19 protein-coding genes are annotated in these 20866 nt (G+C 62.5%); 8 read left to right on the top strand and 11 right to left on the bottom strand.

The annotated features are described in order from the left end of the window. Window positions 1-9 precede the first annotated feature (9 nt). The 10 genes from P9239_RS07560 to P9239_RS07605 all read right to left on the bottom strand — a co-directional run bounded on the left by P9239_RS07560 (window position 10) and on the right by P9239_RS07605 (window position 10981). Complete coding sequence (locus P9239_RS07560) at window positions 10-1563, bottom strand: AMP-binding protein (RefSeq protein ID WP_309749892.1); 1554 nt, start codon at window positions 1561-1563, stop codon at window positions 10-12. A 45-nt stretch (window positions 1564-1608) separates the two neighbouring features. Continuing rightward, a complete protein-coding gene (locus P9239_RS07565) occupies window positions 1609-3390 on the bottom strand; it encodes an ABC transporter permease subunit (RefSeq protein ID WP_309749893.1) in 1782 nt (593 codons plus the stop codon). A 9-nt stretch (window positions 3391-3399) separates the two neighbouring features. Further along, window positions 3400-4461 (bottom strand): ABC transporter ATP-binding protein, encoded by a 1062-nt coding sequence (locus P9239_RS07570; protein WP_309749894.1) that lies wholly within the window; start codon window positions 4459-4461, stop codon window positions 3400-3402. A 10-nt stretch (window positions 4462-4471) separates the two neighbouring features. Beyond that, window positions 4472-5533 (bottom strand): ABC transporter substrate-binding protein, encoded by a 1062-nt coding sequence (locus tag P9239_RS07575; RefSeq protein ID WP_309749895.1) that lies wholly within the window; start codon window positions 5531-5533, stop codon window positions 4472-4474. A 52-nt stretch (window positions 5534-5585) separates the two neighbouring features. Continuing rightward, a complete protein-coding gene (locus P9239_RS07580) occupies window positions 5586-6347 on the bottom strand; it encodes an enoyl-CoA hydratase/isomerase family protein (protein ID WP_309749896.1) in 762 nt (253 codons plus the stop codon). Between the two features lie 205 nt (window positions 6348-6552). Further along, window positions 6553-6837 carry a DUF3253 domain-containing protein gene (locus tag P9239_RS07585; RefSeq protein ID WP_309749897.1) on the bottom strand — a complete coding sequence of 95 codons (285 nt, stop codon included), beginning with the start codon at window positions 6835-6837 and terminating at the stop codon, window positions 6553-6555. A 275-nt stretch (window positions 6838-7112) separates the two neighbouring features. Further along, entirely contained in the window at window positions 7113-7955 is an 843-nt protein-coding gene (locus tag P9239_RS07590; RefSeq protein ID WP_309749898.1) for a class I SAM-dependent methyltransferase, read from the bottom strand. Between the two features lie 404 nt (window positions 7956-8359). After that, window positions 8360-9631 carry an ATP-binding protein gene (locus P9239_RS07595; RefSeq protein WP_309749899.1) on the bottom strand — a complete coding sequence of 424 codons (1272 nt, stop codon included), beginning with the start codon at window positions 9629-9631 and terminating at the stop codon, window positions 8360-8362. A 7-nt stretch (window positions 9632-9638) separates the two neighbouring features. After that, the gene (locus tag P9239_RS07600) at window positions 9639-10379 is read right to left on the bottom strand and encodes a response regulator (protein ID WP_309749900.1); all 741 of its coding nucleotides are present in this window, start codon (window positions 10377-10379) and stop codon (window positions 9639-9641) included. Between the two features lie 95 nt (window positions 10380-10474). Further along, the gene (locus P9239_RS07605) at window positions 10475-10981 is read right to left on the bottom strand and encodes a hypothetical protein (RefSeq protein WP_309749901.1); all 507 of its coding nucleotides are present in this window, start codon (window positions 10979-10981) and stop codon (window positions 10475-10477) included. Here P9239_RS07605 and P9239_RS07610 point away from each other — a divergent pair. The 3 genes from P9239_RS07610 to P9239_RS07620 all read left to right on the top strand — a co-directional run bounded on the left by P9239_RS07610 (window position 10980) and on the right by P9239_RS07620 (window position 14260). Then, the gene (locus P9239_RS07610; protein WP_309749902.1) at window positions 10980-11213 is read left to right on the top strand and encodes a hypothetical protein; all 234 of its coding nucleotides are present in this window, start codon (window positions 10980-10982) and stop codon (window positions 11211-11213) included. The genes P9239_RS07605 and P9239_RS07610 overlap by 2 nt on opposite strands. 609 nt (window positions 11214-11822) lie before the next feature. Then, window positions 11823-13976, top strand: coding sequence for a secretin N-terminal domain-containing protein (locus tag P9239_RS07615; protein WP_309749903.1), 2154 nt, complete (start codon window positions 11823-11825; stop codon window positions 13974-13976). Further along, window positions 13973-14260 carry a hypothetical protein gene (locus P9239_RS07620; protein WP_309749904.1) on the top strand — a complete coding sequence of 96 codons (288 nt, stop codon included), beginning with the start codon at window positions 13973-13975 and terminating at the stop codon, window positions 14258-14260. Before P9239_RS07615 ends, P9239_RS07620 begins: the two co-directional genes overlap by 4 nt. Here the strand turns inward: P9239_RS07620 and P9239_RS07625 are convergent. Then, entirely contained in the window at window positions 14251-15753 is a 1503-nt protein-coding gene (locus P9239_RS07625; RefSeq protein WP_309749905.1) for an MmgE/PrpD family protein, read from the bottom strand. The genes P9239_RS07620 and P9239_RS07625 overlap by 10 nt on opposite strands. A gap of 525 nt (window positions 15754-16278) precedes the next feature. On the opposite strand from P9239_RS07625, the gene P9239_RS07630 reads away from it, so the two are divergent. From P9239_RS07630 to P9239_RS07650, 5 genes are all read left to right on the top strand, one after another. Continuing rightward, window positions 16279-17529, top strand: coding sequence for an FAD-dependent monooxygenase (locus tag P9239_RS07630; RefSeq protein ID WP_309749906.1), 1251 nt, complete (start codon window positions 16279-16281; stop codon window positions 17527-17529). Between the two features lie 10 nt (window positions 17530-17539). After that, entirely contained in the window at window positions 17540-18421 is an 882-nt protein-coding gene (locus P9239_RS07635) for a fumarylacetoacetate hydrolase family protein (protein WP_309749907.1), read from the top strand. Window positions 18422-18454: 33 nt separating this feature from the next. Further along, window positions 18455-19252: an alpha/beta fold hydrolase gene (locus tag P9239_RS07640; RefSeq protein ID WP_309749908.1), complete on the top strand. Its 798-nt coding sequence runs from the start codon at window positions 18455-18457 to the stop codon at window positions 19250-19252. Between the two features lie 10 nt (window positions 19253-19262). Then, a complete protein-coding gene (locus P9239_RS07645) occupies window positions 19263-19952 on the top strand; it encodes a class II aldolase/adducin family protein (RefSeq protein WP_309749909.1) in 690 nt (229 codons plus the stop codon). 63 nt (window positions 19953-20015) lie between these two features. Beyond that, window positions 20016-20849: a substrate-binding domain-containing protein gene (locus P9239_RS07650; protein WP_309749910.1), complete on the top strand. Its 834-nt coding sequence runs from the start codon at window positions 20016-20018 to the stop codon at window positions 20847-20849. Window positions 20850-20866: the final 17 nt, after the last annotated feature.

The following is a 20866-nucleotide window of genomic DNA, read 5'->3' on the forward strand; positions in this document are numbered from 1 at the left end:
TCCCGCTATCTATGCGCGATAGTCGGCTCGCTCGGCCGCGAGCCGGTCCCATGCATCGTCTACGTGACGGGGCAAAAGGTGCTTGCGGATGCGTTCGCTGGCCGTCATTTCGAAGCCCGGCACCGCGCGGTAATAGCGCGGCAACTGAAAACTCGCAAGCCGTTCGCGCGCCCACGCGTGCAGCGTTTCCCATTCGACGGGCGCATCCTTGAACTGCACGTTGAGCAGGATGTCCTGCTCGCCGATAGCCGATGCCACGCCGATCGCCGCGCTCGCGCGCACCGCCGGATGCGTGGCGAAGATGCGTTCGATCTCCCACGCCGATACGTTTTCGCCGCGCACGCGCATGCTGTCCGTCTGCCGGCCGATGAAGAACAGATCGCCATCGGCGTCGCGACGCGCGCGGTCGCCCGTATGCAGCTTGCCGTTGCGCAGCGCGGCGCGAGTCGCATCGGGATTCTTCAGGTAGGCCGGCAGGAACGTGCCTTCCACCTTGCTCGACAGCACGATCTCACCGGCTTCGCCCGGCTTCGCAGGCAGGCCGTTTTCGTCGAGCAGTTCGACCTCGAGCCACGGCAGTGCGCGGCCGATCGAACCCGGCTTGCCCGTCACGTTCAGCGTCGCGAAGCTCGCGCATTCGGTCATGCCGTAGCACTCGCGCAGACGCACGCCGAGGCGCGACTGAACCGCTTCCCACGCCGATGCGCTCACGCCCGCGCCCCACGCGACGCGCAACGTATGCGCCGCCGGCTGCGCGGATTCGGGCAGCCGCATGAGAATGTCGAGCACGCCGCCGAGGTAATGCAGCTGCGTCGCGCCCGCGCGCTCGACCTGCGGCCAGAAGCGCGAAGCGGAAAAGCGCGGCACTGCGTGCAGCGTGACGGCTTCGAGAAACGGCAGCAGCAGCATCTGCGCGCCGCCGATATGGCACAGCGGTTCCCATAGGAACAGCCGGTCGCCCGCGCGCACATCGGCTACACGCAACGCGGCCTCGCTCGCAATGCGCATCATGCGATGCGTGAAGATCACGCCTTTGGGCGCGCCCGTGGTGCCCGACGTGTAGATGATGCACAGCGGGTCGTCCACGGCGATGGCGGGCGTCGCGAAGGCATCGTTCGTATCGCCCGGATCGAACGCCGGCAAGTGCGTGCGACGCGCGTGGCCGCAGTCGATCAGCGCGGTCGCCGCATCGAATTCGTCGTCGATGACGAAGAGCTTGGGCTCGGCGTGCTGCACCAGATATTCAAGGCCCGCCGCACGCAGCTTCGTGTTCACCGGAACCCAGACGAGGCCGCTCAGCACGAGCGCGTAGATCAGGTGGATATGCTCGGCGCTGTTGCCGAGCATTACCGCGACGCGGTCGCCCGCGACGAGACCGGCATCCGCGAACCAGCGCTGCAATTGCGCAATGCGCCGCGACGCTTCCCCGCACGTAATGGCGTGTTCGTCGAAGTGGACGACGGTGCGCTCGGGCGCGGCGCGCAAGCCTGCGGCGAGCAGCGGCGCGCAGTCGAGTTCGTCGTCTGCGTGGCGATGAGCGAAGTATTCGGAGTATCGATGCATGTCTGAAGCAGGTCGGGAGCAGGTCGAAAGCAGGCCGGGAGCAAATCAGCGCGCGCGGCGCTTGAGCCACGAGGAAACCGCGACCACCAGCGCGATCAGCACGATGAGCGTGGTCGAGACCGCCGCCAGCGTCGGCGTGACGGCGAGTTGGATGTCGTCCCACATTTGCTTGGGCAGCGTCGAGTTGATGCCGCCGCTCACGAAGATGGCGATGGTGAGATCGTCGAAGGAGACGAGGAACGCGAACAGGAATGCGGCTGTGACGCTCGCCATTAGAAGCGGCAGCACGATCGACGTGATGCGGCGCAAGGGCGATGCGCCCATCACGCGCGCGGCGTCGTCGAGCCGCCAGTCGAAACGCTGGAAGCCCGCCGCGAGCGTGACGACCACATAGGGAATGGCGAGCACCGTGTGACCGATCACGAGGCCGAGGTTGGTGCCCGTCAGCCCGAAACGTCCGAACAGGTACAGAAGGCCGACTGCCACGACGATGCGCGGCACGATCAGCGGCGCGACCAGCAGCGCGAATACCGGCTTGCTCGCGCGGCGCGGCATGCGCGTCATCGCGAGCGTCGCGCCGAAGCCGAGAAGAAGCGACAGCAGCGCGGTGCCGAGACCGACTTCGAACGAGCGCACGATGGCGCTGTGCCACACGGGCGATTCGAGAAAGGTGCCGAACCATCGTGTGCTCACGAGCTTCGGCGGAAACGCGATGTAGTCGCTCTTCGTGAACGCATACGGAATGACCGACAGCACCGGCAAGACCAGCACGGCCATGACGACGCACGTGTAAAGCCCGAGCGGGCTCGCCGCGCGTGCGGTCGTATCCGCGTGCACTTTGCGACGCATCATGAAGGGCGCGAAGAAGCGGCCTGCCGCGATGAGCAAGCGAAGCCTGAAGCCTGCCGCACGGGAGCCGCGCGAACGCTCGGTGACTTCACCCGCAAGCGATGTCAGCCCGACCATGCGGTCATAGACGAAGAAGATGACGATGGAACAGACGAGCAACACGGTCGAAAGCGCGCCGGCGAACTTCATGTCGAAGAGTTCGAGCACGGACGAAATCACCAGTTGCGCGATCATCGTTTCTTTCGGCGAGCCGAGCAGCGCCGGCACGATGAAAAAGCCGAGGCTCGAGATGAACACGAGCAAGCCCGCCGCCGCCACGCCCGGCGACGAGAGCGGCAAAAACACGGTGAAGAAGCTCGTGGTGCGATCCGCGCCGAGCGTTTCGGCCGCCTGCGCGAGGCGCTCGTCGATGCCGCGCATGACCGGAAGCATGGTCATCACGGCGAGCGGCAGCATCGAATGCACCATGCCGATGAGTACGCCCGTCAACGATGGAATGGTGCCGCTCGTCTCGTGCACGAGACCGAGCGACAGCGCGATGGTCGAGAGCACGCCGGTCTTCGACAGCAGCAGCATCCACGCGTAGGTCTTGACGAGATAGCTGGTCCAGAACGGCAGCATGATCCACAGCAGCCAGCGTTCGCGCACGCGCTCCGACAGACGGCTCAACATGTAGGCCACCGGATAGCCGAGCAGGATGGACAGCGCCGCGGTCATGAACGAAATGCCGAACGTGATGCCTAGCACCTTCGCATAGACCGGCGTGCGCGCGATGCGCTCGAACTGCGCTAAGCCGATTTGCCCATCGGCGCTCACGAGGCCGCCTTGCAGAATCTCGCCCACCGGCACGACGAAAAACACCAGCAAGAAAAGGAGCGTCGGCAGAATCGGCAGGATGCGCAGCGTGCGCGCGATCCACACCGAACGCCCGCGCCGCGATGCCTCGTTCTCGCGTTGCGCATGCAGTGCAAGGGTCATGGCATGTCCTCAGGCGTTCAGAAGCGTCGTGCGATACGGGTCCCACACGAGGCCCACGCGATCGCCGATGCGCGGGCTCACGCTGCGCTCGCAGCGCACCGTGAGCGCGCTGCCGTCGTTCATCTCGAGCTGCACGCGCGTGTCGCTGCCGAAGAACACGACCTCGGCGATGGTGCCGTCGACAAAGCCGCTTTGCGGTTCGACGAGACGCGGCGCCTCGGGGCGCACCAGCAAGGTGTGACGCGCGGCGGGCCTGATCGACGCCCCGAGCGGCAACGGAATGCGCCCGCCCGCCGCGAGCAGGATCGGCTCGCCGCCGCTGCCGCGCGCTTCGTCGAGCGCGCCTTCGAGCAGGTTCGAGTGTCCGATGAAGCCCGCCGCGAAACGCGTGGCGGGACGGTCGTAAAGATCGGCGGGCGTACCCACTTGTTCCACGCGCGCCTGGTTCATGAGGCAAATGCGGTCGGAGAGGGTAAGCGCTTCGTCCTGATCGTGCGTGACATAGACGAAGGTCGCGCCGAGTTCTTTGTGCAGGCGGCGTATTTCCGCCTGCATGTGCTCGCGCAGCTTCTTGTCGAGCGCGCCGAGCGGTTCGTCGAGCAGGATCACTGACGGCCGATAGGCGAAGCAGCGTGCCAGCGCGATGCGTTGCTGCTGTCCGCCCGACAGTTCCTTCGGAAAGCGCTTCGCGTATTCGGTCATGCGCACCATGGCGAGCGATTCGTCGACGGCCGTGCGCACTTCGTCGCGCGATTTGCGGCGCATACGCAGACCGTAGGCGACGTTGTCCCACACGCTCATGTGCGGGAAGAGCGCATAGCTCTGGAACACCATGCCGATGCCGCGCTTGCCCGGCTCCATGTGCGTCACGTCGCGCCCGTCGATCTCGATGCGTCCCGCGCTCGGCGCGACGAGACCCGAGATCATCTGCAACAACGTGGTCTTGCCCGAACCCGAGGGACCGAGCAGCGTGAGGAACTCGCCCGCCTGCACGGCGAGGTCTGTCGGTTCCAGCGCCGTCGTGTCGCCGTAGCGCTTCGCAATGCCGATCGCCTCGAGTTTCGAGCTCATCGTCCGCTCCTCAGGAAATGATCCACGAATTGAATCGTTCGGTGACTTTCTGCCGGTTCGCCTCCCACCATTGCGGACTCGGCAGCTTCATGTCCTTGATGTTGTCCGGCGCGGTGGGCAAGAGCGCCGCGCGGTCTTTGCCGATGGTGTCGAACGCGCGCTTGTTGGTCGGCCCGTAGGCGAGCGTGCGCGTGAGCAGCGCCTGGCGCTTCGCGTCGGCGCAAAAGCGCACGAACTGCTTGGCCGCATCGGCGCGCGGCGTGCCCTTCGGAATGCCCCAGCCTTCGATCGAATAGAGTCCCTGATTCCATACGATCGTGACCGGCGCGCCCGCGTCCTTCGCGGCTTGCGCGCGGCCGTTCCACGCCGAGATCATGTCGACGTCGCCGCTCTGGATCGCCTGCATCGCCTGTGCGCCGGAAGTCCACCAGATGTCGATGTGCGGCTTGATCTTGTCGAGGCTCTTGAAGGCGCGGTCCACATCGAGCGGATAGAGCTTGTCGAGGGGCACGCCGTCGGCGAGCAGCGCCTGTTCGAGCGTGTCGAGCGGGCTGCGGCGCAGGCAGCGGCGGCCCGGAAACTTCTTGACGTCCCAGAAGTCCGCCCATGACTTCGGGCCGTTGTCCTTGAACTTGTCGGCGCGGTATGCGAGCACCGTCGAATAGACGTCGACGCCGAGCCAGTTCGGCGTGATGGCCTCCGGCATGATGTCCGGAAAGTCGCCCGGTTTGAGTCCGATGGGTTCCAGCAGACCCTTCGATTCCAGATACGGAATGTCGGCGGACAGCGTGAGCGTGGTCACATCCCACACGTAGTTCTTCGTCTGCACCATCGCCGCGAACTGCGCGACCGGCTGCGATTCTCGCGCGACGCTCACGACCTTGATGCCGGTGGCTTTTTCGAACGGATCGTAGAACGCCTCGCGATAAGCCGTGGTGTACGGGCCGCCCGGGTCCGACACCACGATCTGCTTGCTTTCTGCGCGCGCGGCAAGCGGCATTGCGCCGGCGAGGGCGAGGGCGCCCGCGCCGTGGAGAACGCGGCGGCGCGTCGGGTTGAAGTCTTGCGTCATGTTCAGGTCTCCCGCACTGGGATTGAGAGGAACGGCCCGCTTTCAGCCCGATTTACTTCGCGCGCTTTTTGAAGAACTCTTCCATCATGCGTGCCGGCTCACCGGATTCGTACGCTTCGCGCTGAATGCGCATACCGGCTTCGATGCAGTCGATAAAGCCGGGCTCCGTCATTTCGCGAAAGCGCTGCTTGTCGAGACGCATGGCGACCGGCGGTTTGGCGGCAAGCTCGGTGGCGATCTCCAGCGCCTTCTCAAACACCTTCTCCTCCGGCACGAGGTGATGAATCAGGCCGATGCGATGGCACTCTTCCGCGTCCATCAGACGCCCCGTCAGCGTGAGTTCGATGGTCCGCGACATGCCGAGCATCGCGTTCATGATCCACGGACCCGTGGTGCTGGCGATGCCCGCGTTGATTTCCGGCTGTCCCATGCGCACGCCCGGGTGCCCGACACGAATGTCGCCCAGCAGCGTCACCTGGAACGCGGAGCCTGCGGCGGTGCCGTTGAGCGCCATGACGAGCGGCTTCTTCAGGCCGCGCAGCGCGGCGTAATAGCGTTGCCATTCCTTCACCCATTCCACGGCGCGCTCGCCGTCGAAGTCGTGCGCTTCGGACAGATCCTGTCCCGCCGAGAACGCGCGATTGCCCGCGCCGGTCATGATGATCGCGGCGACTTCGTCGTCGTCGTTGTAGCGATCGAGCGCGTCGATGATCTTGTTGCGCATCGGCGTCGTCCAGGCATTGAGGCGCTCCGGGCGATTCAGCGTGATGACCGCTACGCGGCCGTGACTCGAGAACAGAACGTCGTCATCCATGGTTATCGCATCGCAATAGTTGATGGTGTAATGCAATATAGGCTCATCAAAAATCGGATGCAAGCGGGTTTACGAGGTCAATCGCGGAACGCCGCGGGCTGTCGCGCGCAGGCTTGCTCGCAGGCGGATCGAGGCGTGAGAACGGTGCGCCGAGAAAAATCTGCGACGACCGGCGTGGTCGCGGTTCGGCCAAGTGCGCGGCAATTCAGCGCTGAAAGCCCGTTGGAAATTTCGTTCCGCGCCGCAAGCGGATCGGGCCTCGCGGCAATCGATGCGGATCTAGCGTCTCGCCGCGCTGGGTGATCGCGATGATGCGCTCGCCCGCCAGACGGGCGGCAACCTGCCTGACCGATGGCATCAACGAGCGCCAGGCCTGTTCCTCGTCGAACAGCGCGCGTGCGACGTCCGACGGGCAAATGGAGGCGGATTCGGCGCGCTGCCCGAGCAGCGTCAAGATGCGACGTTCGATGTCAAGGTCTGATACGGTCATCGCAGATGTGTGGTTAGCTTCCGAAGGACGAAGCGCTTAGTACTTCCGCGGCTCGGGGCGGCGGTTGAGCTAGCCGCAATTCAACGCTCCGCTTGAACATGGCCTTAAGCCAGCGTGACTATCACGCCAACTTCTAACAGGCTGGACGCCAACAACAGTCGGCAACATGCGTCGCCCGAATGCGCCAAAAGCGTGCGTTGAACCGCCAGTAGAACGCTGACGGCGCTTGCACATGAAAAGCGATGCGCTTCCCCGACCGCTCGACATCGAACGCGTCATGTCTGGACGTGAAGCATGCGCTTGGCGCGCCTGAACCGCTTGCGTAGATGGAATGCGAAGTCCGCGTGATAGATCATCAGATAGTCCACGAGGCGGCGCCTGATGGTGGAATCAGACGACACGTAGCGCTGAAAGACGAGGACTTCGTCCCGCGACACAGCGTAGCTCTTGGCGTAAAACATCTCGAGGAACTCGCTTTGCATCAGCAGTTCCCGATACATGGCGCCAAACGGACGACGGCACATGTACGCCTTGTTATGACCGTAAGCAAATGGCACGAACTCGCTTTGCTGGTTCGCTAGATAGGAGAACACGCCCATGCTGACCTCCGGCCAGGCGTGCCGGAAGATATCGTCGATTGCGATGACGCCGTCGTCCCTGAGGACTGCCTGGGCGAGCATGAGATCGTTCACGACCGTCTCCACATCATGTCCGCCGTCGATATGGAAGAAGCGGGCGAGACCCACCTTCTCGAGGATATCGTCGGGCTTGACCAGTGTCGACAAGCGCTCGTCGATGCAGATAGCGTCGGCCGCAAGGCCGAAAGACTTGAGATTCGCGAGGAACGCTTCCTTGTCACCGCGGCCGGAACTGTCGCGGTTGAGGTCTTGTCGGGCGAAGATGTCGATGGCGTAGCAACGACGTCCCTCATTGCTCAGCGCAAGTGGAATGAACGACCTGCCGTGATGGATGCCGATTTCGACGATGGAGCCGTCAATGCCTCTGTCTACTTGCGCCTCCAGCACTTCCTTGAAGATTTCTCCGTCGCACCGGGGCAACCAGCCTGCCACCTCGCGGCTGCGCGTGCGGATGTATTCCTCGAGTTTTCTGTTCGCCATGATTGCCCCCGGAGTGTGTTGCGGAGAAGCGCCAGGCTCTTCGTGCGTGGACACGCGATGTTCGAGATTGATAGTAGGAAGCGCCTTGCGCCGCGTCAACGGCGCTTTTCGGGCAGGGCCGCGGATGCAAACGTCTAACGTAAATAGCGTGGAGCGCGCGGGACAGGATAAGGTTCGCAGCTGAACTGAACGGGCGGCAACAAGTGGAGCGCGGCCCGCGTCGGCCGCCATGACGACGACTGGGAGTCGGCGCGCTAGGAGAGCGACAACAGCTGTAGGTGAATCTCTGAAATCTGCCACTCCCCGAACGATCCTTCGATGGTGCGGGGCGCGGTCACCATCGGTGACACCGTCTGTTTGCGAGCCGTCCGACGTCCTTCCGGCTGCTGCGCCTGTGCCGAGGCTTACTTGGCTGCGCTTACCGGAAGCATAAGCTGCACGCGAAAGCCGCCGCCCGGCTCGTTGCCGATCTCGCAGGTACCGCCATGCTCACGTGTCAGTCGCGACACGATCGCAAGCCCAAGTCCGCTATGTCCCTGACTGCCGCGCGCCGGATCCAGCCTGACGAAGGGTTTCATCGCCGCAGCAAGCTGGCCTTCGGGAATGCCTGCGCCGTGGTCGTGCACCGAGATGTGCCAGTGACTTCCCTGGAGCGCCGTCGCTATTTCGATCGGCGGCGCGCCATGCTCTAACGCGTTGTCGACGAGGTTCGTCACGACGCGATCCAGCATGCCGGCAGGCAGCGTGAACGCGGGACCCGCGCGCAGGTCCAGCGAAAACGGGCGTTCTTCATCGGGATCATGAGACGCGGGAAACTGCTCGCGAAGAAACGCATCGACGCCGACCGGTTCGCGTTTCTCCACGGGCTGGCCGGCAAATTCGAGGAATTGCTGGACGACGTTGGATAGCGAGTCGATGTCGCGAAGCAACTCGCCGCGCTCGGTGTCGCACGCGAGAAGCGTGGCGCGCAACTTGAGCCGAGTAAGCGGCGCTCTGAGATCATGCCCGAGCCCAGCAAGCATGACCGCCTGATTGTCGTCCGCTTCGTTGAGCCGCCGCATCATGTCGTTGAACGCGCCGATAAGCTCGCGGACTTCCTGCGGTCCTCGCCTCGGCTCGGCCGGCGGACGTCCTCCTGATCCGAAAGCGCGGGCCGTGCGTGCGAGTCCCGATAACGGGCGTTGCATCTGCCATGCGACAAGCACGGACAGAACGATCGCCGCTGCCAGCAACGATAAGGTCTCGAGAATATGTCGCGGCGGCGGCGGCGTGTCCATCGGCACGACCAGCCAAGAAGACTTTCCCGGAAACCGGACCCAAAGATGAGGTGGTCGATTGTCATCGAACGCCATTGCGGTGCCGGGCGGTAATGCTGCGCTGAGTTCTCTGATCAGGTCTCTCAATGGCGGTGCGTTCGATTGATGCAGCTTCACATGCGTCGGATCGACTTCGGCCGAAACGGATCGAACGCGCATGGCCGGCGCGAGCTCTTTACCGCTTACGGTCTCGCCGTTTGCCGCGTGCAACGCAAGCACGAGTCCTTGAGCGAAACCGTGCATTTGCTGGCGCGGTCTCTCACCGGCCATTATCCAGAACCAGCAGAATTGCATGCCTACGAGAACCACGATAGACAAGATGGTCATCCTGCCGAACAACGAGTTGAGCGGATTCTTCATGCGAGCGTCACGCCGGGTCAGGCTTTGCCGCGTCAGCGTCAGCGTCAGCGTCAGCATCGGGCACGAAGACAAAGCCTTTGCCGCGCAGCGTCTGAATGTATTTCGGGCTCGATGGATCGCTCTCGATGATGCGGCGCAAACGCCAGATGGGAACGTCCAGGCCGCGATCTTGAAAGCTCACTGCATCGCGATGCACGAGGTCATGAATGAGAACTCTCGGCAGCACTTTATAGGGGTGGTTGACGAAGACCTTGAGCAAGGCGAATTCGCTATCGCGCAGTGAGATTTGCCTTCCTTCGCGGCTCAACATGCGAGTTGCAAAGTCGAGCTCGAAAGGTCCGAAGCAAAACCGCGCGCGTACTTCGGGTGCGCTTGTCTGCGCCGGACCTCTGCGGCGCAGCACCGCTTCAATGCGCGCGAGTAATTCCCCCGGATCGAAGGGCTTGACCAGATAGTCGTCGGCGCCCAGCGAGAGCCCGGCTATGCGATCGGGAACCGCTCCGCGTCCCGTGACGAAGATCACCGGGATGTCGTCGCCCGAGGCACGAAGCGCCTTGAGAGCCGAGAGCCCGTCCGTGTCGGGCATCATGATGTCGAGCACGATGACCGATGGACGCTCGCTCTCGAGCCGTCGTTGAAGGTTCTTTGCGTCATGCAAGACGGATACTTCGAACCCGTTTGCTTGCATGAAGCGGCGTAAGAGATCGCGTACCACGGCGTCGTCATCGACGATAAGAACGTGAGGCATCGTTAAGTTGACAGGGCGGAGCGCGGCAGGCAGCTTGCCCTTAGTGATTTCGGAACAAGGTCCGATGATACGCCGGGTGCCGCCCGCGATACCGCTTAAGCGGAGGTGCTGACGAACATGCCTCGTGCGCCTGCGCCGCCGCTTTGCAGATTGCTCGCCAGCGTCGTCAGGAAGGTCTGAAGCGTGGCTGTAGCCGTGCTCGACGTGCCGCTGCTATCCGTGGAGCCACCGAGCGCCGTGATCAGATTCTGGAAGTCGCTCGACAACGTGCTGGTGCTGGTCGAATTGCTCGTTGAATCGCCGGTGCTGCTAGCTGTCGTCGTCGCGCTGGTGCTCGACGTGCTGCCCGATGTGAGCGATTGCGCGAGGCTCTCGATCGCCGAGGCGAGATCGTTGCCATAACCCTGCGCCTGAGGCGGCGGCGGAGGAGGCGGCGGAGCCGAGTTGGCCGCAGATGAAGCAGCGGTACTCGTCGTTGCGCTCGTGCTGCCATCGGCGGTATCGCTCGAAGCTGTCGTGGTGTTGCTGGCGCTGCTGCCATCGCGCGGCGGCATGGGAGGCGCCCCGTTCTGACTGCCGAGCGTCTGGAACAGATCGCCCATGAATTGCTGGAGCGCGGACGCGGCCGAGTCCGACGAACTCGTCGATGACGTGCTGCTGGTCGAAGCAGTGGTCGACGATGTAGAGCTTGCATCAGTCGATGACGTGTTCGAGTTCGACGTGATGCCGAGTTGTGCGAGCGCCGCGGCGATGGCGGCGGCGAGCGGGTTGGTGCTCGAGTCCGCGCTCGACGACGAGTCGACGCTGCTCTGCGACACACTCTTCTTCGAGTAGCTCGTTTGCCAGATCTGTGCACTGGACGTGGCACCGGACAACGACGAGATTGACATACATATCCTCCAGGTTTTTCGGCGAATCCGTTCGCTAGACGTGGGCTAACGTTGAAGCCCGAGCGATATAACGGCTGTGATGCTTGCGCCTTGACGGAATGCGGCGTGCGTTTGCCTTACCAAAACTTTCTCTGGCGGACTTGCCAGCGGCCTTAGCTGTTAATGTTCGGCCGGATAGATGATCGACGCGTCTCAACTCCGGCCTTCTGACCTCGCAGGGCGCCGGGGTCTTTCGCCGACGGACTAAGAAGCACCTCAGTCCGTCGGCGCTTTTATTCGCCACCGCGCTATGCAGCCGTCGAGACAATCGTCGCTTGCGCGAAGCAGCCGACTATACGTCTAGCGGGCTGTCTTCACGATTCAAAACCGACGCCTCGTCCCTAACCGATTCTTACCGGCCGGATCAGGACGCATCCGCGCCTTGTATAGTGCGCAGCGCCTGCGCTTTCGTCATATGACCGAAGCGCGGTCCATTCTCCGCTGGACTGCTTCTATTTCACTAGCAAGCAGCTTCCATTTCACTAGCCATCGCGAAACAGCGGAACACTCGCTAATGCAAACGATTGTCCCTCGGAGTCCATCACGATTCGAAACCAGCTATGTACGGCTGCATCTATTGCTTCACATAGTGATGCGCGCCGCGCTGGTGGTCGGCACAGCGTTTCTCGCAATGTATTGCCACCGGTCCTTCGCGGCAGTGACGATGAACTTCTCTCACGCCGACATCGCGGAAGTTGCGCGCGCCATCGGACTCGCGACTTCGAAGACGATCATCGTGGACCCACGTGTGAAGGGCCAATTAGACCTGGTGTCCGAACGCCCGGTCTCGGAAGAAGAAGCGCTAAAAACGCTGCAGTCCGCGCTGCGAATGCAAGGCTTTTCACTGTTGCAGGACCACGGCGTGCTCAAGATCGTGCCGGAAGCAGATGCGAAGCTTCAGGGCGTTCCCACCTACGTTGGCAACAGCCCGCGTGCGCAAGGGGATCAAGTTGTCACGCAGGTGTTCCAGCTTCATCGCGAATCCGCCAACAATCTCATTCCGACTCTAAGGCCGCTCATCTCTCCGAACAACTCGGTTACCGCGAATCCGAGCAACAACACGCTTATCGTCACGGACTATGCGGATAATCTGAAGAGGATCGCGGCAATCATCGCGGGTATCGAAGCGGCTTCGAGCCCGCATATATCGGTCATTCAGCTCAACTACGCCGACGCGACCGCCGTATCGCAAGAGGCCCAGAAGCTGCTGGATTTGAACGGCATCGGCAATACGGACCCCACTCAGAAGGTCGTGGTCGCGCCGGACGTCAGAAGCAACACCGTAGTGCTTCGTGCAAGCGGCGGGGCGCGTCTGGACGAAGCAGAGTCTCTCGTCGTGAAGCTCGATACGCCGACGAAGGCGCCAGGCAATATCCATATCGTCAGTTTGCGGAACGCGGATGCCACCGATGTGGCGAAGACGCTGCGAAGAATTCTGGGGCAATCGAGCGGCAGCGATTCGCAGTCCAGCGTGGCGAACAGCGGCAATTCACAAAGCTCGTCAGGGTTGCCAAGCAGTAACGGGACCTTGCCGCCGTTGCCGAGCGGCGCGGATTCCGCCTCGTCGGTCAGTGCGGCGTCGTCTTCATCGAGCAGTCCTTTCGGCAATGGCAATTCAACGCAGTCGCGTGCGAGTGAAGATAAAGACGATAAAGGGACGGGCGAAATCGTTGCGGACGTCTCGACGAACTCACTCATCATCACGGCGCCCGAGCCGGTGTTCAGAAACCTCAGCACGGTTATCGCGCGGCTCGATCAGCGCAAAGTGCAGGTGTATATCGAATCGCTGATTATGGAAGTGTCATCCGACAAAGAAGGGGAATTCGGCATCGAGTGGCTGACTACCGCGGGCTTGCAGTCGGTCGCTGCCACTACCACGAACGTCGGCCTCGTAGCCGGGTTTGGCAACATCCTGGGTACGAAAGGCCTCTTCCGCGCGCTCCAGTCGAACTCGGACGTCAATGTCCTGTCGACGCCGAGTCTCATTACACTCGACAACCACGAGGCGCGCATCCTCGTAGGTACCAACGTGCCGATCGAGTCCGGGTCCTACTCGACGAATACCACGAGTTCATCGTCAGTATCCGCGTTCAACACATATGACCGGAAGGACGTGGGCGTCATGTTGAATGTGAAGCCGCAGATCAATCAGGGCGGAACGATCACGCTGCAGGTCTATCAGGAAGATTCAAGCGTCGAGAGCGGCACCGCGGATCAGGCCGGCGGTTACAGCATAGACAAGAGATCGCTGCAGACATCGATCCTCGCCGATGACGGTCAGATAGTCGTGCTCGGAGGGCTGATCAGCGACAACTACACCGACGGCAACAGCAGAATTCCGTGGGTGTCGAAAATCCCCGTCCTCGGTGCATTGTTCAGGCACGAGACGAAAAGCCGTAAGAAGACGAACCTGCTGATTTTCCTTCGGCCGGTCATCGTGCGCGACGCATCCATGCTTCAGGCTATCGCGGCGGACCGGTACGGTTATATGCAAGCGCGATCCGCGACTTATAGAAGCGACAACTGGCTGGAGAAGGACGACACAGTGCCGGCATTGCCGTCCCTGCAGTCAAGCGAGCGAGGAGCGGATGCACCTCTGATCGACCTCACTCACGCGCGGCAAGCAGCGGTGATCTCACCTGCGGATAGTCCGGCGCCTGCGCGTTGAGCATCTCTCGTGAGCAACTTGCCGGCGCCGCTAATCGATCCGCCACCCGCGACGAACAGACCGCCGATGGGGACTTCTGCCTCCACATCGACTGCGGCGACACCCTGGCTGACGGAACGTCTTCGGCCAGTTTAGTCGGTCGATGCAGTGTCTACCTTGCTTGCGGTGTTGGCGTTCGCGGCGCGCTTCTGTCGAGCGGCGCAACGGGCAAGGACGTCGATTCGCGCGGCCTGCGGCGGCTCGAACGCGAAGCCGCCGCGAGCGCCGCGGGCACCTATCGCTGAACTGCCGCGAGCGCGATATCTGCCGCGCTGTCGAGCTGCTCGACATGCCAGCACTTGTCGATCAACGCGCGGGTCTGATCGGCGGGCAGAATGCCGTCCGCGAGATCGAAGAACTTTTTCTCGAGTTGCGCATCGGTCATCGGCACTTCGGTGCTGCCGATGGCGTGCTGAATGAACTTGTGCAGCTTGCGGCCGTCCATCAGCGTGATGGTCATGTCTACCTGCTCGGGCTTGATTGCCGGATCGACGATGGCATTCACCTTCTCGCGCAGAGCAACGGTTTGCGGGTCGCGTACCTTGGCATCGCTGAACTGCTTTTCACCTGCTGCGCCGTCGATAATCGCGATCGCCACCGCGTGATAGATGCTGAACTTGCCTTCGAGCCCGATCGTCGGCGTCTTCTTTCCGGTCAGTTCGATGACGAGCGGATGCACGCGCAAATCGATTCGCTCGATCTGATCGGCGCTCAGATGGTTTTCGTTGCGAAGCTGAATGGCCGCATCGAGCGCGGGATGGATCACGATGCCGCATGCGAAGGGCTTGTACGTGTTGAGCGTCGATTCCCAGTGCGTACCGAGACCGTCGGTGATCTCGCGGTAATCCTGCTTCGTGCTGATGGTGTTCGCCCAGCCGCGTTTCGCCTCGATCATGCCCTCGGAACTCGTGTAGTCCTTGCCCGCAAGGATCGCCGCGAACATGCCGTTGGCGGCCGCACGGCCCGGGTTGAAGCTCTTGTTCATCGAGCCGAACGATTCGCGCAAACCGACCGGCTGCGACGCCGCCAGCCCCAGCGCCCAGACCGTCTGCTGCACGCTCAGGCCCATCAGTTTCGACATCGCGGCGGCGGAGCCGAAGACGCCGCATGTGCCCGTGATGTGCCAGCCCACATCGTAATGATTCGGGTACACCGCATTGCCGATTCGCAATTCCGTCTCGACGCCGAGCACCAGCGCGTTGAGGAAATCCTTACCCGTCACTGGCCGATATTGCGCGTAGGCGAGAATCGCGGACGCCACGGGACCGGCCGGATGGATGATGGTTTTCAGATGCGTGTCGTCGAAATCGAAAATATGGCTGCTCACACCGTTGATGAACGCCGTGTTCATGATGTCCAAGCGCTCGGTGCGGCCGAGCAGGTTGGCTTGCGGCGGACCTGAGAACGGCGAGAGCGCCGCTACTGCGCGATCGACGGTTTCATCGTGCGACCCGCCAACAGCAACGCCGACCCAGTTCATCAGCGTTCGCACGCCTTCCCGGCGCACATTCGCCGGCAAGTCTTGATAGGCCGTGCGATGGATGAATTCGGCGAGGATACGCGTGACTTTCGGCGGTTGCACGGTGCCTTTGGCGGTGGCCGAGGGCGGGGAAGCGAGCGGAGAGGCACTCGACGCGGCATCTTTGCCCTGCGCGAGCGCGCCTGTTCCCGCGGTCGCCGAGGCCAGCGCGCCCGCCGCGCCCGCCTTCAGGAAGTATCGCCGATCGAATGCTGTCATGAAGTTCGTCTCCTTGTTTGTTTGAATGGGTAGTCGTGCGGACCTGCCGCGCTTTATGCCGGCACGAGCTGCGCGTGAGGTCGCGAGCATCGGCCTGAGCCGTATCACCGATGGCGACGCTACCATGACCTTAACCTGCGTGCTGCGCGTCAAGAACGGCAGCGTGCTTCGGCTACAGCGAGGCTTTCATTAGCGTTGTAAGGTGGAACATGGCGGTGCGGTGAGACTGCGCATTCCCTGTTCCATGCTGCGTAGAAGGACGTTCCCGCCTGAACGACCGTGGCCGGGCGCGTCTGCCGCGACGGGCTGAAGAGGTGGTCTCGTCGAAAGCTTACGGGTTAACCTCATATAACTTTCGTATCGTCTACAGCGTCGCCAAGCATAAGCGACGCTAATGCATTTTTGCGAAATGCTGGATTGTTTGTGCTCTGCCTGGTCCCGTATAGTTGACTTCAAGTTAAGCGGTTGCCGAGGGAGGTCTGCTCTGGCGACACGAACACAATGAATCAGGAGACACGCATGGTCATGAAGTGCCGAATCGCCATCGTCGGAGGAGGACTTGCCGGTGCTGCGACGTTGAACGCGCTGCACACCTTCGGCATCGAGGCGGAACTGTTCGAGGCGGCGCCCGCGCTGGGCGAGATCGGTGCCGCGGTGAGTTGCAGCCCGCAAGCGGTGAAGGCGCTGTGGGGCCTGGGTGCAAAGGGCCGTATCGATGCGGTGGGTCATCGCTCGCCGGGCGAATACACGCGCAATATGCAGTCGGGGGAATTCCTTCAATTTCGCGATCGCTTCAAGCTGGCCGAGAAGTGGGGCGCACCTTACTACTCGTTTCATCGCGCGGACTTGCTGGACGCGCTCGCCGCGGGGCTGGATCAGTCGCACATTCATCTTGGACATCGACTCGCATGGGTCAATGAGCGCAGTGATGCGGTCGAGCTCGTGTTCGAGAACGGCACCCGCGTCGAGGCCGAATATGTGATCGGCGCTGACGGCGTGAAGTCGGTGCTGCGTCAGGCGCTCTATGGCGACGACAACCCGACCTATACGGGGCAGATGGCGTGGCGTGCGCTGCTCGATGCGAGCATCGTGCCGGACTGGATTCTCGAGCCGAGCGGTCAGACCGAATGGGTCGGCCCGGGCGCGCATGTGCGGGCGTACTACATCCGGCAGAAGAAGCTGGTCAATATCGTGACGCAGCAGGACACGGCCGAGTGGGTCGAAGAGAGCTGGAACAAGCAGGGCGATCCGGACGAAATGCGCGCGAGCTTCGAGAACCCCGAGCCGCGTTTGAAAGAACTGCTGGGCTTGGTCACGAAGTGCATGAAGTGGGGTCTGTTTGCGCGGCCGATCAATGACAACTGGGGCCGTGGGCGCATTCAGCTGATCGGCGATGCGGCACACGCAATGGTGCCGAACGCGGGACAAGGCGCGTGTCAGGCGTTCGAGGATGCGTACATCCTCGGGCGCTGGCTGAGTGCAAGCGCCGATCCGATTCAGGCGTTCAACGAATTCCGCCGGGTGCGCATCCCGCGCGTGCATGGCGTGCAGCGCCTGTCGCTGGCGAACCTGCGCTTCAAACACATGAAGGACAGTCAGGCGCAAAAGGAAGCGATTGTCACGGGCAAGGGCAGCGTGCACGGCACGAACGACTGGCTCTATGGCTTTGACCCGACGACCGACTGGAACAAGACGCCCGTCGTGGCCGAACAGTATGCCGACGCGCCTGCGGGCCCGGACTCCGCAAAGGACGCATCGCCCGCGACCACTCATTGAGAGCATAACGATGAAGATCTGCCGCTATAACGAAGGCCTTCCCGGACTTATCGAGGGCGAGAACATCTACCCGCTCGCCGACGCACTGGTCACGGCCGGCGCAACCCGTGTCAACGCCACCATGACCGAAGTGGTCGATGCACTCGCGAATCACCCGTCGGCGCGCGATGCAATCGCCGCCGCGCGTCGCGCTCATGCTGTGCCGCTCGCTCAGGCGAAGCTGCTCGCGCCGATCGACAACCCGCCCGCCATCTGGGCCGGGGCCGCGAATTATCGCTCGCATCAGGCGGAAATGACGGACCGCGTCGGTGCTTACGACCGCTCGCAGTTCTCCGCCGACGACCTGATGGCGGAAGTGTTTCTCAAGCCGTCATCGTCTATCGTCGGGCCCAACGGCACGGTGATCCTGCCGAAGATCGCGAAGCACGTGGACTTCGAATGCGAACTGTGCGTTGTCATCGGCCGCACCGCGAAGAACGTATCGGCGGAGCAAGCCCTCGACTACGTGTATGGCTATACGCTGTGCTGGGACATCAGCATTCGTGATCCGTGGGGCCGGCGTCACAACACGCGCAATATCCGCAAGGGCTTCGATACTTTCTGCGGCGTGGGCCCGTGGTTCGTGACGCGCGATGAAATCAGCGAGCCGCAGGACTTGCGCATCAATGTCGAGCAGAACGGCCGCACGGTGATGCGGGCGCATACGAAGGACATGATCAACGGCGTGCGCGATCTGATCCGTTTCCTGTCGAGCGTCACGACGCTCAAGCCCGGCACGCTCATCACGACCGGAACGCCCGCCGGCGTGTCGCAGCTTTTCGACGGCGACCGGCTGAAAGGCACGATCGACGGCATCGGCTCCATGGAGCTCGACGTCGCAGCCGACAAGTGATCGCCCCGCATCTCGACACATAACGGATGACCCATGCTTCTGCCGCTGAATCAACGCACCATCAGCTACGACATCGTCGGTCCCGAGACGGGTCCTGTGGTCGTGTTCTCGCACTCGCTCGCCGCCGATCTGGGTCTTTGGGCAGAGCAGGTGCCCGCGCTGCTCGCCGCGGGGTATCGCGTGCTGCGCACGGACCTGCGCGGACACGGCGGCAGTACGCCGACGCCTGCGCCGTACACCATCGATCTGCTGGCCGACGACGTCATCGACGTGCTCGACGCGTTGCGTATCGAACGCGCGCATTTCGTCGGGCTGTCTATCGGCGGAATGATCGGTCAGTCGCTGGGCTTGCGTCATGCGCCGCGGTTCGAGTCGCTGATGCTGTGCGATACGCAGTCGGAATCGCCGCCCGATGCCGCGACGTTCTGGGGACCGATGATCGAGTCGATCACGCAGGCGAACTCCCTAGAACCTATCGCTGACCGCACCATGCAGCGTTGGCTGACCGAGGACTACAAACGAGCGCATCCCGTCCGCTGGAAGCAGATTCGCGATACGGTCGCCGGTTGTACGCCGACTGGTTACATCGGCTGTGCGGGCGCCATCGGCAACTTCAATTTCACCGACCGCCTCGGCACCGTGAAGACGCCGGTGCTGGTCGCATGCGGTACGCAAGACCCGCGCGCGACGCCGGCCGAGAGCCGTCGAATTGCGAGCCTCTTTGCGAATGGAAACTACGCCGAGTTCGACGGCGCCAAGCACGTCCCGAACGTCGAACAGCCGGAGAAGTTCAACAGCGTGCTGCTGCAGTGGCTCGCAGCGCACGCATGAGGGCAGACTCATGAGCGAACTGATGACGAAGACACTGAAGGCGTGGCGGTTCCTGTATCGCCGCGGCTTTATCGAGGGCTTCGGTCACATCAGCGTGCGACTGCCGGACCAGCGCTTCATGATTACGCGCCATTCGCTCGGTATGAACGCGACGCCCGAAGACTTCGTGGTCATGGACTTCGAAGGACGCAAGCTGGAGGGCGCGGGTGATCCGCCGGGCGAGTATCCGATCCACCTCGAAGTTCTGGCTGCACGACCCGACGTGAATTCGGTCATTCACTATCACGGCATGTATTCGACGTCGTTCACGACGAGCGGTCAGCGGCTGCGCCCCATCCACCTGATGGGCACGCTGTTTCACGACGGTATTCCGGTCTATCACGACCCGCGTCTCGTGAGTGATCGCAAGCGCGGCGCGACGCTGGCGCAGGCTCTCGGCTCTCACCGCGCGGTGTTGATGTGCGCACACGGGGCAACGATTACTGGCGCGAGTGTGGAAGAGGCGGTCGCTAGTGCGTTCCTCTTCGAAGAGAACGCGCATCGCGCCTGCATCAGCGCGACGCTCGGCACGCCGCAATGGATCGATGACGAAACCGCTGCCGATGCCGGCGCCGAGTTGATCCAGACGCGCGGTCCCTTCCGTCGCGTGTGGGCGCTAGTCGAAGCAGAAGACGAGGACGAGCAAAAGCGCAAGGGCTGATTTCATCGGGTGGTGGTCGCCCGAACGCTTATCGTCAACAAGTATCATTAACAGTACTAAATTATGAGTGACAAGGCCGATTCTTTTTGTGTCATGACCTCCGGGGTCTTCACCGCTGCGTATCTCGCGCTGGTTCCTCTTCTGGAAGCCATGACAGGCAAAGGGATCGTGACATTGACGACCTCGATCGGCACGGGCGAGACCTCGATCCCGAGCCGCCTCGCACGCTCGGAGCCGGTGGACCTGGTGATCGTGGCGGAGCCGAACATGCAGCGTTTCGTGCAGCAGGGTTACATTCTGGCGGATACGCGCACGCTGATTGCGAAGTCATCGGTAGCCATTGCCGTACGTGAAGGCGAGCCGCCGCCCGATGCCAGCTGCGCGGACGCGCTTAGACGCACGCTTCTTCGGGCCAGGACCATTGCCTACTCCGCAAGCGAGAGCGGCAAGTATCTCACCACGCAGTTGTATCAGCGGCTGGGCATTCATGAGCAGTGCTTACCGAAGAGCGTCTTCGTCGGAAACGGCGAGCGAACCGGCGCGGTCGTCGCGCGCGGCGAAGCGGATATCGCCTTCCAGCAGATCAGCGAACTTCGGCCGGTGAAAGGTATCGCGCATATCACACCGATCCCGCCGGAGTTGCAAGCGACTGTGTGGGTCGCTGCGGGCGTGCCTGTTTGGAGCCGGAACGTCGAGCTGGCGCGTTCCGTGGTCCGGTTTCTTGGATCGGCCGATGCAGCGGCGGCAATCGAACAAAGCGGCCTCGAACTCGTTGGATGCGTACCGGATGCGGTGCCATACTCGAGTCCTGAGGCGGCAATCGCGCCGGCGGAAGCCGTCAACGTCGACCTTGCGGTGGACTTGACGACCTCTATCCCGAAGCCGGCGGTACTTTAATTCATTCGGAGACACAG

It is taken from the genome of Caballeronia sp. LZ062 (genome assembly GCF_031450785.1).
GTDB lineage: Bacteria > Pseudomonadota > Gammaproteobacteria > Burkholderiales > Burkholderiaceae > Caballeronia.

Coding starts and splice junctions, on each gene's coding strand:
- P9239_RS07560 (WP_309749892.1), bottom strand. CDS start 1,563: ATGCATCGATACTCCGAATACTTCGCTCATCGCCACGCAGACGACGAA.
- P9239_RS07565 (WP_309749893.1), bottom strand. CDS start 3,390: ATGACCCTTGCACTGCATGCGCAACGCGAGAACGAGGCATCGCGGCGC.
- P9239_RS07570 (WP_309749894.1), bottom strand. CDS start 4,461: ATGAGCTCGAAACTCGAGGCGATCGGCATTGCGAAGCGCTACGGCGAC.
- P9239_RS07575 (WP_309749895.1), bottom strand. CDS start 5,533: ATGACGCAAGACTTCAACCCGACGCGCCGCCGCGTTCTCCACGGCGCG.
- P9239_RS07580 (WP_309749896.1), bottom strand. CDS start 6,347: ATGGATGACGACGTTCTGTTCTCGAGTCACGGCCGCGTAGCGGTCATC.
- P9239_RS07585 (WP_309749897.1), bottom strand. CDS start 6,837: ATGACCGTATCAGACCTTGACATCGAACGTCGCATCTTGACGCTGCTC.
- P9239_RS07590 (WP_309749898.1), bottom strand. CDS start 7,955: ATGGCGAACAGAAAACTCGAGGAATACATCCGCACGCGCAGCCGCGAG.
- P9239_RS07595 (WP_309749899.1), bottom strand. CDS start 9,631: ATGAAGAATCCGCTCAACTCGTTGTTCGGCAGGATGACCATCTTGTCT.
- P9239_RS07600 (WP_309749900.1), bottom strand. CDS start 10,379: ATGCCTCACGTTCTTATCGTCGATGACGACGCCGTGGTACGCGATCTC.
- P9239_RS07610 (WP_309749902.1), top strand. CDS start 10,980: ATGAATTGCTGGAGCGCGGACGCGGCCGAGTCCGACGAACTCGTCGAT.
- P9239_RS07605 (WP_309749901.1), bottom strand. CDS start 10,981: ATGGGCGATCTGTTCCAGACGCTCGGCAGTCAGAACGGGGCGCCTCCC.
- P9239_RS07615 (WP_309749903.1), top strand. CDS start 11,823: ATGCAAACGATTGTCCCTCGGAGTCCATCACGATTCGAAACCAGCTAT.
- P9239_RS07625 (WP_309749905.1), bottom strand. CDS start 15,753: ATGACAGCATTCGATCGGCGATACTTCCTGAAGGCGGGCGCGGCGGGC.
- P9239_RS07630 (WP_309749906.1), top strand. CDS start 16,279: ATGAAGTGCCGAATCGCCATCGTCGGAGGAGGACTTGCCGGTGCTGCG.
- P9239_RS07635 (WP_309749907.1), top strand. CDS start 17,540: ATGAAGATCTGCCGCTATAACGAAGGCCTTCCCGGACTTATCGAGGGC.
- P9239_RS07640 (WP_309749908.1), top strand. CDS start 18,455: ATGCTTCTGCCGCTGAATCAACGCACCATCAGCTACGACATCGTCGGT.
- P9239_RS07645 (WP_309749909.1), top strand. CDS start 19,263: ATGAGCGAACTGATGACGAAGACACTGAAGGCGTGGCGGTTCCTGTAT.
- P9239_RS07650 (WP_309749910.1), top strand. CDS start 20,016: ATGAGTGACAAGGCCGATTCTTTTTGTGTCATGACCTCCGGGGTCTTC.